Source organism: Pseudomonas cichorii (assembly GCF_019719005.1).
Taxonomy (GTDB): domain Bacteria; phylum Pseudomonadota; class Gammaproteobacteria; order Pseudomonadales; family Pseudomonadaceae; genus Aquipseudomonas; species Aquipseudomonas cichorii_E.
On sequence record NZ_JAIGPJ010000004.1, the window covers coordinates 131163 to 142774 of the forward strand.

14 protein-coding genes are annotated in these 11612 nt (G+C 51.7%); 8 read left to right on the forward strand and 6 right to left on the reverse strand.

What is annotated here, in order from left to right; translation table 11 throughout:
• Positions 1 to 14: 14 nt before the first annotated feature.
• The 3 genes from K5D32_RS05595 to speB form a co-directional block, all read right to left on the reverse strand.
• The gene (locus K5D32_RS05595) at positions 15 to 1052 is read right to left on the reverse strand and encodes an isopenicillin N synthase family oxygenase (protein ID WP_221599442.1); all 1038 of its coding nucleotides are present in this window, start codon (positions 1050 to 1052) and stop codon (positions 15 to 17) included.
• Positions 1049 to 1909, reverse strand: coding sequence for a sugar phosphate isomerase/epimerase (locus K5D32_RS05600; protein ID WP_221599443.1), 861 nt, complete (start codon positions 1907 to 1909; stop codon positions 1049 to 1051). The genes K5D32_RS05595 and K5D32_RS05600 overlap by 4 nt, the downstream gene beginning before the upstream one ends.
• Positions 1910 to 2063: 154 nt before the next feature.
• Positions 2064 to 3023 (reverse strand): agmatinase, encoded by a 960-nt coding sequence (gene speB / locus K5D32_RS05605; RefSeq protein ID WP_216703816.1) that lies wholly within the window; start codon positions 3021 to 3023, stop codon positions 2064 to 2066.
• A 193-nt stretch (positions 3024 to 3216) separates the two neighbouring features.
• Here speB and K5D32_RS05610 point away from each other — a divergent pair, with 193 nt between their 5' ends.
• On the forward strand, positions 3217 to 4107 hold the full coding sequence (locus K5D32_RS05610; RefSeq protein ID WP_221599444.1) for a LysR family transcriptional regulator: 891 nt from the start codon (positions 3217 to 3219) through the stop codon (positions 4105 to 4107).
• Between the two features lie 190 nt (positions 4108 to 4297).
• On the opposite strand, the gene K5D32_RS05615 is transcribed toward K5D32_RS05610, so the two are convergent.
• Both K5D32_RS05615 and K5D32_RS05620 read right to left on the reverse strand, forming a co-directional pair.
• A complete protein-coding gene (locus tag K5D32_RS05615) occupies positions 4298 to 5032 on the reverse strand; it encodes a zeta toxin family protein (protein ID WP_221527589.1) in 735 nt (244 codons plus the stop codon).
• The gene (locus K5D32_RS05620) at positions 5025 to 5294 is read right to left on the reverse strand and encodes a hypothetical protein (RefSeq protein ID WP_221527588.1); all 270 of its coding nucleotides are present in this window, start codon (positions 5292 to 5294) and stop codon (positions 5025 to 5027) included. The genes K5D32_RS05615 and K5D32_RS05620 overlap by 8 nt, the downstream gene beginning before the upstream one ends.
• Before the next feature lie 356 nt (positions 5295 to 5650).
• On the opposite strand from K5D32_RS05620, the gene K5D32_RS05625 reads away from it, so the two are divergent.
• The 7 genes from K5D32_RS05625 (at position 5651) to K5D32_RS05655 (ending at position 10790) form a co-directional block, all read left to right on the forward strand.
• Positions 5651 to 6196: a PAAR domain-containing protein gene (locus tag K5D32_RS05625; RefSeq protein WP_221577430.1), complete on the forward strand. Its 546-nt coding sequence runs from the start codon at positions 5651 to 5653 to the stop codon at positions 6194 to 6196.
• A gap of 10 nt (positions 6197 to 6206) precedes the next feature.
• Positions 6207 to 6989 (forward strand): hypothetical protein, encoded by a 783-nt coding sequence (locus K5D32_RS05630; protein ID WP_221560642.1) that lies wholly within the window; start codon positions 6207 to 6209, stop codon positions 6987 to 6989.
• The gene (locus K5D32_RS05635; RefSeq protein ID WP_311775768.1) at positions 6974 to 7357 is read left to right on the forward strand and encodes a hypothetical protein; all 384 of its coding nucleotides are present in this window, start codon (positions 6974 to 6976) and stop codon (positions 7355 to 7357) included. Before K5D32_RS05630 ends, K5D32_RS05635 begins: the two co-directional genes overlap by 16 nt.
• Positions 7350 to 8345: a DUF3396 domain-containing protein gene (locus K5D32_RS05640; protein ID WP_221599445.1), complete on the forward strand. Its 996-nt coding sequence runs from the start codon at positions 7350 to 7352 to the stop codon at positions 8343 to 8345. Before K5D32_RS05635 ends, K5D32_RS05640 begins: the two co-directional genes overlap by 8 nt.
• Before the next feature lie 12 nt (positions 8346 to 8357).
• Positions 8358 to 8645, forward strand: a complete 288-nt coding sequence (locus K5D32_RS05645) for a hypothetical protein (RefSeq protein ID WP_221560764.1) — start codon at positions 8358 to 8360, stop codon at positions 8643 to 8645.
• A 290-nt stretch (positions 8646 to 8935) separates the two neighbouring features.
• On the forward strand, positions 8936 to 9796 hold the full coding sequence (locus K5D32_RS05650; protein ID WP_221560640.1) for a DUF5677 domain-containing protein: 861 nt from the start codon (positions 8936 to 8938) through the stop codon (positions 9794 to 9796).
• A 76-nt stretch (positions 9797 to 9872) separates the two neighbouring features.
• On the forward strand, positions 9873 to 10790 hold the full coding sequence (locus K5D32_RS05655) for a DUF4238 domain-containing protein (RefSeq protein WP_221560639.1): 918 nt from the start codon (positions 9873 to 9875) through the stop codon (positions 10788 to 10790).
• 96 nt (positions 10791 to 10886) lie between these two features.
• Here the strand turns inward: K5D32_RS05655 and K5D32_RS05660 are convergent, their stop codons facing one another.
• Entirely contained in the window at positions 10887 to 11612 is a 726-nt protein-coding gene (locus K5D32_RS05660; RefSeq protein WP_221560638.1) for a hypothetical protein, read from the reverse strand.

Here is an 11612-nt window from a genome sequence, read left to right on the forward strand (position 1 = left end):
AGGGAAAAGGCAGATCACAAAGTCACGCTCTGGTTTTTCAGGTGCCCGAAGCTTGAAGGCTTTCTGGCGCGTTCCGGCAAGGCAATCTGCCCGCTGGCCACACGCTGGCGAAGATATTGATACGTCTGCAAGGCCTGGGCCCACATGTGTTCGCCAATGGCGATGGGCTCATAGTTCTGCTCACCGGCCGCGAACTGCGGCAACGGTTTGATGAGGGTGTGGTAGTCGCAGGCATAGAACAGCGGGAACGAATAACGCTCCTGCCTGACCTTGCGCACGCGATGGGCCGTGGCGACAAAAGCACCGGCGGTCATCACTTCCAGCATGTCACCGATGTTCACCACAAAGGCATCGCCCAAGGGTGGTGCATCGATCCACTCGCCCTGCTCGTTCATCACCTCCAGGCCCGGCTGGTCGGCCTTGAGAATGGTGAAGCACTCGTAATCGGTGTGAGCGCCGATACCGGGAGCGTCCTGGGCTTCGCCGTCATAGGGGTAATGGATCAGGCGCAGCTTAGAGGGCGGAAAACAGGCCATGTCATCAAAGGAATGCTCATTCAGCCCAAGGGCCAGGGCAAAGCCGCGAAATAGCTGATGCCCCAACGCGAACACGGCCTTGTAATATGCCTGCACCGCCGCCTGAAAACCCGGCAGGCTCGGCCAGTCGTTGGGGCCAAGCAGCGGCGTACCGGCGAGCACCAGCGGATTGTCGGCGGGCACTTCAAAACCGATATCGAAGGCTTCCTTGTGGTCCGGCTTGCCGGTGCCATACACCTCCTCGCCTTCGGGCACGAAACCCTTGTGGGTCTGGGAAGTACCGATGTAATGACGCATCTTGGCATCCAGCGGCTGAGCGAAATACTGCTCGGCGGCGCGGTGCAGGTTATCGACCAGTTCCGGCGCGATGCCATGGCCGGTGATGTAGAGAAACCCGACATGCCGGGCCGCATCGCCAAGGGCCTGGGCCACGACCTGTCGGTCTTCCAGACGCTCGCTGAACAGACCGTGAATATCGACCACAGGAATGCGGGTGAAAGCTGAACGTTCACTCATGGCAATAGGCTCTCTGGACGATTGGAAAAGGCCTTGAAATGCTCACGCTCGGTGCGGCCCATCCAGGCATTGAGGCTCCACAGATCCGCCACCGGCACATCGGTGAAAGGCAGATGATGCAGATAACCATCGGGGCCAAACTCGGGCGTCAGGGTTGTGCCGGTAAAACCACGGGCCTGTTGCGAACGCCAGATCGCTTCCCAATGCTGCTGATGAAACGCCAGCGCTGCGGCGTATTCCGGAGCTGCCGGGTGCGGCACCTGCGGGCCTTGGTCGTAACCCACCCGCGCCTGAATGTGATGAACGCGCTCGACAAAAGCACTGAGATCATCAGCCGGGTCATCCAGCAGCCGCTCGCAAGTCACCACCCAATGGCTGATATCGCTGGTGAAACGCAGGTCCGGTACCTGCTCGATCAGTTGCAGGGTCAGCCACGGATTGAACAGCGAACGCGCCCGATGCGTCTCGAAACTGCAGGTCAAACCGCTGCGCGCTGCAACCTCCAGCGCCTCACCGAAAAAATCCACCTGCCGGGCCAGCGGCCAGCGATCATTGCCAGCCAACACATTCACAAAGCGCGGCTCAAGCTCGGCGGCCAGTTGCAACTTGCGCCTGAAATCCGCCAGATGCTCAGCCGGGGTATCCGACTGCAAAGGCAGTACCGGCGTGGAAGTGAACAGAATCGCGATATACGGCACCCGGTTGTCACGCAGGAAAGCCGCGAACGCCGCACGCTCGGCCTGCTGCTCGGGGATACGCGCCTCGAAGCCCTCGAAACCCGCAGCACGGGCTTCATCCAGCGCCTGCTGCCACGTGCCGCGATAACCCCACAAGGTACGAAAGATTTCCAGCTTCATGGGCTGCTCCAGCGCCTGTCACATAAGGTCTGTGGGAGATCTGTGGGAGCGAATTCATTCGCGAAGACGTCATCAAAGGCGCTACATGTTCTTTGGATGTACTGGCCTTTCGCGAATAAATTCGCTCCTACGAGTTAATGCCGATCAGGGGCTTTTACCGACGCACCACACCCGGCAACACACACAGCATTTCGTACAACAGGTTGGCTCCCAGCAACGAGGTATTGCCGGTGGTGTCATAAGGCGGCGACACCTCCACCAGATCGCAGCCAATCAAATCCAGCCCCTGGCAACCGCGAATGATCTCCAGCGCCTGAATCGTGGTCAGCCCGCCGACTTCCGGCGTACCGGTGCCCGGTGCCCAGGCCGGGTCGATGCCGTCGATATCGAACGACAGATACACCGGCCCGCCGCCCACTTTCTCCCGCACCTCGGCCATCAGCGGCGTCAGCGACTGGTGCCAGCATTCCTCGGCCTGCACCACACGAAAACCCTGCTTGCGACTCCAGTTGAAATCCTCGGCGGTGTAACCCTGCGCCCGCAGGCCGATCTGCACCACGCGATCGCTGTCCAGCAGGCCTTCCTCCTGAGCGCGACGGAACGTGGTGCCGTGGGCGATCTTCTCGCCGAACATGTGATCGTTGACGTCGGCATGGGCATCGATATGCACCAGCCCGACCTTGCCGTGCTTCTTGTGAATGGCCCGCAGGATCGGCAGCGTCAGCGTGTGGTCGCCGCCCAGGGTCAGCGGGACAATACCGTGACCCAGAATCCGGTCGTAGGCCTCTTCGATGATCCGCACTGCATCCAGCAGGTTGAACGTATTGATCGCCACATCGCCAATGTCCGCCACGTTCAACGAATCAAACGGCGCTGCGCCCGTGGCCATGTTGTAGGGACGGATCATCACCGACTCGGCCCGAATCTCCCGCGGCCCGAAACGAGTCCCCGAGCGCAACGACGTGCCGATATCCAGCGGAATACCAACAAACGCGGCATCCAGACGCTCAAGCTCTTCTGGGGCCTGCACATGGGGCAAGCGCAGCATCGTGGCGATACCACCGAAACGGGGCATCTCATTGCCGCCCAGGGGCTGGTGGAAAGTCTTGTCCACGGGAGGCCTCACCTTGTTCACATTGAAAGTGAGGTCATTCTGGAGAGCCGCGACAAACAGACACATCGCTGCCAGCAAATAATTACTTCAGAGATTTCTAAACTATCGCCAGATACACTGCCAGCTCGCACCAGCATGACCCATCCCTGTGAGAGGCAGCTTGCTGGCGACAGCCAAATGAACAGGAGCCCCCATGTCCTCAGCCCTGCCCGACCTCAAACTGCTGCGCATCTTCGCCAGCGTGGTACGCCATCAGGGCTTTGCCGCCGCACAACAGGAACTCAACCTTTCCACCTCCGCCATCAGCACTTACATGAGCCAGCTCGAAACCCAACTCGGCCTGGTGCTCTGCCACCGTGGCCGCGGCGGCTTCAGCCTCACCAGCAAAGGCGAACTCTTCCACCAGGAAACCCTGCGCCTGCTGGCCGAACTCGAAGGCTTCGAGCGCTACAGCGCCGCCCTCAAAGGCGAACTGCGCGGCACCCTCAACCTCGGCGTACTCGACACCACCGTCAGCGACCCGGCCCTGCCACTGGCCGACGTCATCGGCGCCTACAGCAAAGAACACCCCGCCGTACACCTGCACCTCTCAGTCCTCAGCCCCGCGCAACTGCAACTCGGCCTACAGGAAAACCGCATCGACCTCGCCATCGGCGCCTTCTCCATCCGCATGAACGGCCTCATGTACCAAGGCCTCTACCGCGAACAACACTGGCTGTACTGCAGCGACCGCCACGAACTCTTCAACCAGCGCCGCATCCCCGCCGAAGTCATCACCCAGCAACGCATGGTCGGCCGCGGCTACTGGAGCCAGGCCGAACTTGCCCGCCACGGCTTCAAACACAGCGCCGCGACAGTGGAATCCATGGAAGCCCAACTGATCCTCGTACTGTCCGGCGCGTATATCGGCTACTTGCCGGAGCACTACGCGCAGTTCTGGGTGGACCAGAAGCGGCTGAAGGTGTTGCTGCCGACGACTTTCGGGTATCAGGCACCGTTTTCGTTGGCGTTGAGGCGAGGGCGATCGAAGGAGCCGCTGATAAAGAGCTTTCGGGATCGGTTGAAGGGGTGTTTTGAGGAGTAAGAATCGGGCGGCGCTCCGCTTATTCGCGACAAGGCCAGCAGCGTTCACACAGCCCTTGAGAATGAATGTGAACCTGTGGGAGGGGGCTTGCCCGCGACAGCGTAAGACGAATCCAAATATTTATATGAAATGAAAACGCTATAAGCAGCCTGTTTTCTTTGAAGGCACCAGAACATGCCATCCTGAATAATCAGCCTCCCAAAACGTTATCTACATAGGCATTCATAAACCAATCTGGAATTTCGTCATGATGGAAATCTAAGGTTGAGCCTTCAGTAACCTGCGCCATGAAAATCGCCTGCTCACCAGAGTTATCGAAAATAAAGGCACGATTTGACGCAGCTATAGCCTCTGGCAAAAGTTCTAGCGAACGATAATAGCGTTTGATGATCTTTTCCTGCGGCACGTTATGCCCGCCATCGCCGACGCGGTTGGCCACCCGGTTGATGTTGATTTCGGGAGACTCAGTAGCCACAAAATACAAATAAGTCCGATAACCCTCGGCTTGAGCGAGCCTGAGGAAGTCAACCTTGTCACTCGATGACATGACCGTTTCAAAGGTGAAACTGGTCTTATTTTCCAGCAGCTTATGCCTGATGAAATCTGCAATGACCGAGGCGTAATAGGAACTCATCTGGATAGCTCGAAAATCGACGGATTGACCATCCAGCTTGATCCGTCGAGCTTGGTCTTGAAGACCGGACTTCAATATCAGCGAATGCCCTGTGAAAAAAGCATGAAGCTCATCAGATGTTGAACAAACACCAAACGAGCCAAGGTCCAGAAAGCCTGAGGCCTTGGCAGTTTTTTCGATCTCATCGGCATTAACGTAAGTACCGATCAGGTTAGGCGGTATCTGCTCTTTGATAGTGCTTTTACCTGAGCCATTGGGGCCGGCAAACATCCTCAATCTCGGCCTAGGCACTTGGAGCAGAATCCATACGGCGGACTTTCAAGCTAGCACCTACCGTTACCTTTCGGCGTGGCTTTGCATCACCCACGACGCGAGTCGAACCATCGGCTTGCGAAGCAACGATATAGGCTCCTTCAACCTTGAGCACGGTATGACCGGCAGCCAAAGCTCGGACATAAGCCGCACGAGTGGCCCCCTCAGCAACGCTTGGGATCTGCCCTTCCAGATGGGTAATCGCTTGCTCAGAAAGTGAAGCATTTGCAGACGCAGTCATGATTGCCTCCGGTGCATTTGTCGTATGGACAAGTTAACCACGATTTTAGCCGTCCCCTACACCTTTCAACAGAGCAGATTAAAAGCTCAGCCTCTGGACGCTGATGCAGCCGGCCTTGGTGACGACACGACGAAGACCTCTGATCGACGTTATGGACGATTTTGCTGCGCACAACCGCCTACAACAAGCATGAACTGCGCATGGCTGCTGAAAGAATATTCTGATTTTGGTTGTAGGAGCACGTATGCCCGCGACAACTGAAACTCAGACAACTCCCAAGGCCCAAACCCGCTTCGCTTTCAAAAAACTTCTGATAAAGTCGCCCATTGCTAAAGTCCGCTGACATGGAGTCATACATGGCAAAGCCTGCCGCACGTATAAGCGATCCGACCAGTTGCCCAATGCCAGGGCATGGTGCCAAGGCAATTTCCTCTGGATCACCTGATGTATTTTTCGATGGGCTCGCAGCAGCCCGCCAAGGCGACACCTGTACCTGTGGCAGCGCCCTGGCTTCGGCTGTATCCACTACCGTCTTTATCAACGGCAAAAACGCCGCATTGGTTGGAACGACCGGCGCGCATGGGGACGTCGTGATCGGCGGGTCCGGGACAGTGATTATTGGTGATACGCATACACCTGCGCCGTTTATCCCACCAAGCCCCTTGAATATCCTCTCGACCTGGATCAGCTTCAGCACTCCAGCACCTGAGTCGTATGAGGGCCTGACCTGCATCGCGCATTTTGAAGACGGGAGCACGCTGTCGGGCGTGTTTGATGCAGATAACGTGGTGAAATTCGCAAACATCAGTGGAAAGGTTTGCCAGAAACTTGTCTTTGGTACTCAAGACGAACTGGAGGGCGCGTCCCTATTCGACAACCTTTTCAACGCAACCTTGAAATAAGGAACATTTCATGTCTGAGCCTTTGCTTACAACGGGAAGCTACGTTGTCCAGAAGACTCACGCGCTGGAAAGCTCGCCATTAGACATGGCAATTGCTGGCATGGAAGGCGCTGCGACAAAATTTTCTGCAGATGCAATCTCTGACGCAAATGTCCGCACCAGCTACATGAACAACATCAAACGCATGTCGATTGAAACCAAAGCAGAAGTGATTGCCGGGAAAATTACTGCTCGCGAAGGAGTCGAGTTCTGCCAGGAAATGCGTAATCGAATTATGCAGGAACATCGGAAGTTCACCTCTGCCCACGCCCTGGCCTATGCCGAACGAAAAAAGAGACTTCCACCCACGCTGCAAGAAACCCTCGATAAATACGCTTTACGCATAGAAAATCTCGAATACGACAAACTGACCGCCGAACAAAAGAACAAAGTGCATTATTCGATCCTGGAGTCGTCTGGGCGCGATAACGCTGCTGTAACCCATGGCACTCAAAAAATGAAAATCATGGGAAAGGTGGGACTTCTTGTCACAGCAACTTTTGCTGTCTATGAAATCATGAATGCAGACAATCATGTCAAGGAAGCAGCCCGACAAGGTATGATCCTAGGAGGCGGCGCAGCTGGAGGTGGTTTGGCAGGGCTAACCGTATCGGCGATTTGCGGTCCGGGAGCACCGATATGTGCAGTGGCTATCGTCCTGGCAGGCAGCATTGTTGGCGGTATCGCCGCCAGCCTGGCTGCCGATAGTCTGGATGAAGAACTGGAGGAGTTTTCCAAGTGGAAAGTTCTATAAGCCAACAAGACCGGGCAAATGTATGGTGTGTATTATCAGATGCGTTTGTGGATAACGAAGTTGACTACGCCGCCATTGCAAAACAGGTCAAGCACCTTGAGCCGGAAGAGATAAAAAGCATTCTCTATTCAGAGGTTGCGCCTGTTTGCCACTCCAACCTTGGTAGCGTGATTCCGACCACCTGGCTTTGCTTCAACAGAGATGAGCTGGAAAAAGACATTAACGAAATGCTCGAAGCACGCATGAAAAGCTCTCTTCGACGTCAGCGGGATAAACTACTCACCCAGTGGTTAAGCTACAGATACAAATACATCTGGCAAGAAATAGCCAGACACTACCAGAAAAACGAAGATCAGCAGCATGGCTGAAATGGTCGTGCTTTGCCTGCGCGGCACGCTCTATTTCAAGAGAGCACATACGCCTCAAGTACGCGAGGCAGTCTGCCAATGCTTCGATGAGTTCAAACATATTGCCGAGCCTCATCTCACCTGGCTATGGCGCGAAGAACCGCCAGAGGGAAAACCGCTAACGCCATACAGTAAAGCCAAAACCCTGCGCGAAATGTTGGCGGCCATGGACGAGGATTATCCTCTGAGCTTTTACTACACAAGCGGCAAGCAACCTGACGACGCCAGCGCCTGGTACTTCGAGTTTTTTGGCCAGCCAGCTTGGGAAGCCAAAATGGGAGACGACCTGAGCGTTCTGGAGTTCTCCGTTCCCCTGATTTATCAGGAACAGAACCCGCTCAAGTTTCTGCAACTGTTTATCGACTTCTCGAAACGTCTGAATCCAATACAGGGCTACGCAGGCCATGCCTATAACCTCTCGATAACCAAGCGGGATGACAACCAACCCACAGAAGCCTTCATGGCCACACGCATGCCCGGACTGGATGTAGGCACTGCGGCGCTCTTGGCTAATCGCCCACAATTCAAAGCCAGCAAAATCAAAACGGTCAGTTGGCTGACACTGCTTGATAAAGAGCGCGTGGAGTTGGCAGGCGGGCTGGAAGCATTGCGCACGCAACTGCCACCGAGCCACTTCGCCCTCTACCGTTGCGAGGAAGCCCTGGTGATACAAGCCGGAGCCTATCCCTACCTGACCGGTGATGCCGAAGACCCAAAACCGGCGGCATACGTACTGCTGAACCACGCGCTTAAAAGCATTCGCTATGAAACGATAGGCTCCCTGCACGGCGGCTCGCGTGATGGTGAATTGCGCTTGGTCGGCTGGTTGGCTGATCAGTGGTTAAAACGTCTGGATGTGGATAAGAGCGAATTGCCTGTGTGGCGTGCCAGATTGATTGGTAATGAGCCCGGTCTGGATGGATCGAATACTTTATCGGGGCGTTTGTAGACACTCGCCATGATGAAAAAACTGATGGTCACAGCAACCCTGGCGGTGCTGGCTGTGCTGTATGTCGGGTATTACGAAGTACTTGAGGATGGGGATATTGAAACCGTTGTGTTTATCAAGAAGCATCCAACGTTTCAGGTGAAGTTTTACAATATTCATGCGAATGATGGGGAGGTTAGGAGGGTTGAGCGACTTAGTGATGAGGAGAGAGAGCTGATTATTGATTACTGTTGGTATCGGTTGGGGATCAATACGAGATTGAAAGAGCAGGATGATATTGAAGCGTGCAGGGCAAAATAGCCCATATCTTAGGGTTTTACCGAACAACCTATCTTTTATGCACTGGAGTAGGATATAAGCGTGGCAATGGCGGACAACTATCTTACCCAACTAAATTGGCGTTTAGCGTCCCCGCCAAAAAACTCAAATCAGTTGATGAGCGAGCTCATTAATGATAAAACCCCATGTGCGAATTTTAAAAACTTACGAGACACCGAAATCAAATTATTTTCCTGAAAACTATAAAAGTCACACCCAACAAAATAGCCATACACTTCAGCGCTTTCAATAAGCAAACCAAGGGCAATCACATGTACAGCGACGAACTAATTACCGAACAAAGACTCCTATCAGAAAAAGCCTTATTCTTACTAAGGGACCTATTACCCCTAATGACACCGGTAGCAAAGTATGAGCACTGGACAAAAGAAGAGCAACAAACATTAGGAATGTTATTAACAGCATCCGCACGCTCTTCGGAAAGCACACTTCTACTGGCATCTTATGGACAACTTTGGGATGCTGAACTGACCTTGAGGTCTGTATGTGAAGCCTCCATAAAGTTTTGTTATATAGTTCAAAACCATGAAAATTTTAAAAGTCGGCACACAGAATATAGCAATGAGCAATTTTGGGCAGGTCTATTGAAAGATGAGAGAAAGATCAAAGACTTATTGGAGGTTTTAGATAACCCAAACGACCAACACTGGAAGCCTCTTACTGACAGGTTATTCACCGAGACAGAAAGAGAAGAAATAAAATCAAAATTTGACTACAAAAATCAGCGCGCCTTAGATGGGCGCTGGGGTTTTACAGGAATGATACGTGAATTCCAAAAAAACAGTGACCCAATTCTTAAAAACCTAATAGGTTTAGCGCATAGCTACTCCGTAGCAAGTCATATTCAGCACGCAGACTATCAAGGAGTATCCATTCCGATGGATCGCGACGCTCGAAGCGTTGAGAGAAAAATATCTGCTCATTCAGTGCATTTAAATCGATTAATATCAGACACACTACACTTATTCATAATACGATTGATCGGTGGCTATAGATTCATCAAACACCCACCGACTGATATAATCTATGCTCAGGAAAAAATCTCGGAACTTTTCAAATCATTCGGAAACACTTATGATAACTGGATCAACATTGAATATCAAAAAAACTGAAAACCTATTAATACAATCATTTAACAACCATTAACTCAATTTTAACCAGAACCATTTTCACAACACGACCCTACAAATGAAAAAACAACCACCAAGAAATCATCATTTTGTCCCGCAGCACTTTTTGAAAGCTTGGCAGTCTTCCGAGGGGAGAATCATTCGATACAGAGAAATTCCTTCAACCGGAGTCTTTGAAGTTAAAGAGGTGGCGATCAAACATACAGCCTCAGTTGACGACCTCTATCGCATAGATTTTCCAGACGGTGGATTCGAGATTGAGTCAACTATTGTGACCCCCCTAATTGACGAGTCTGGATATAAAATTCTCGAAAAAGCACGAGCGGAGAGAATAGCATTATGGGATAAATCTGATAGACAAAAGCTTGCTAATTACCTGACATGTCTTGAAGCTAGGCATCCAGAAATTCTAGAAACGATGAATATCAAAGATGATTTGGAGAAGCTACGCTCCCAAATGAAGGCTACTAAAGCTGGGACTCACAAAGCTATTGATGATGTGATTGACTATTTCAAGAAAACGAAATCACTAGGCGGGTATATATTCGGACTATTAGCACAAAATGAGATCCAGCCACTTTTCCAACAAGCATTCTCGGACGGCCTGCTAGCTTCTGAAATGCAAGAGCATGAATGCAATATGGGAGATTTGATTTGTACGGATTATCCGACTTCACGCTGGGGACACTATTTAAGCAAACCACTTTTCGTTATAGCCATCAGCCCTAATAAAGCCTTGATCTATTCGAGTAGTCCCATAGGCTTCGGAGAGCTTACACAACCGATTAGAACTCAGCTCATTAATTTATACTCGCTGGCCAAAGCCAAAACTGCGTATTTTTCAGACTCTTCAAAATCAGACTTCATCTCAAAACACTTAGGCTGGTCGAAAAAGTTAAAAACACTAGATGAACAAAAGCGCTACATAATCGATTTTTTAACCCCCCTCCTACAAGCAGCCGAATATAGGAAGTAAATCTTCTGAAACCGCACCAAAAACCAAATTCAAGGACATTGAACTTGGTTTTTATAAATCTAAAAAACCATACAGAAAATACAAACCACTAGACAATCAAACAAACCTCTTGAAATCATTTGGTAACATTTCAGCAAGAGCATCCCAACTCAAATCCTCAATATCGTAAGTAAGCCTTAACTGATCAAGAACCGTAGAAAGTCGCCGAGCAGCACCTTCTCCTTTACCTCCACTACCTTTTTTCAATATCCCTTTTTGCTCCTCAAAATAAAGCTTAGTCACAAGAGTCATAATACCTGGACTGAGAACAATCCACTTTCTAGACATCATCTGCTCAAACACTTCACCTGTTTTATTGACAGGAATTGAAAGTACTGCTTGGAGACACTGGGGGTTCTCTCGGTGAGAGCGGTAAACCAACCACAAAGGAGCCATTTTATGCCTATATACTTTTCTCCAATTACCATACTCATAAACCCATAGAGCATCTTCACCGAAACTCCCTTTAGCCGTAACAAACCTATCAGCAAACTGGATTGCCATCCAGCTCCAAAATCCTTGGTCATTCTCCAAGGCTTTTTCGTCTAAGCCAGAGGCCTTTATGGCCTTATCCAGAGCCTCTGCAAGAGAGAGCTTTGTCTTGAACGCATCTGGACCAAAGATCTCTGCGGGAATCAAACTACCTGCTGGCAGGGTGAAGGTAGAACTGTCTAGAAGGCCAGGTGTTACTTTCCCGTTGAACGCTTTCCTAGCTTCACCTAACCAAACTCTTGCTTGGTCAATTCCCTCGGGCTTGAAAGATCGCATCTGTAACATTTCCAT

Bases quoted from the DNA above. Each gene is read 5' to 3' on its own strand.
- K5D32_RS05595 (WP_221599442.1), bottom strand. From the start codon at position 1,052: ATGAGTGAACGTTCAGCTTTCACCCGCATTCCTGTGGTCGATATTCAC.
- K5D32_RS05600 (WP_221599443.1), bottom strand. From the start codon at position 1,909: ATGAAGCTGGAAATCTTTCGTACCTTGTGGGGTTATCGCGGCACGTGG.
- K5D32_RS05610 (WP_221599444.1), top strand. From the start codon at position 3,217: ATGTCCTCAGCCCTGCCCGACCTCAAACTGCTGCGCATCTTCGCCAGC.
- K5D32_RS05620 (WP_221527588.1), bottom strand. From the start codon at position 5,294: ATGACTGCGTCTGCAAATGCTTCACTTTCTGAGCAAGCGATTACCCAT.
- K5D32_RS05625 (WP_221577430.1), top strand. From the start codon at position 5,651: ATGGCAAAGCCTGCCGCACGTATAAGCGATCCGACCAGTTGCCCAATG.
- K5D32_RS05630 (WP_221560642.1), top strand. From the start codon at position 6,207: ATGTCTGAGCCTTTGCTTACAACGGGAAGCTACGTTGTCCAGAAGACT.
- K5D32_RS05640 (WP_221599445.1), top strand. From the start codon at position 7,350: ATGGCTGAAATGGTCGTGCTTTGCCTGCGCGGCACGCTCTATTTCAAG.
- K5D32_RS05645 (WP_221560764.1), top strand. From the start codon at position 8,358: ATGAAAAAACTGATGGTCACAGCAACCCTGGCGGTGCTGGCTGTGCTG.
- K5D32_RS05650 (WP_221560640.1), top strand. From the start codon at position 8,936: ATGTACAGCGACGAACTAATTACCGAACAAAGACTCCTATCAGAAAAA.
- K5D32_RS05655 (WP_221560639.1), top strand. From the start codon at position 9,873: ATGAAAAAACAACCACCAAGAAATCATCATTTTGTCCCGCAGCACTTT.
- K5D32_RS05660 (WP_221560638.1), bottom strand. From the start codon at position 11,612: ATGGAAATGTTACAGATGCGATCTTTCAAGCCCGAGGGAATTGACCAA.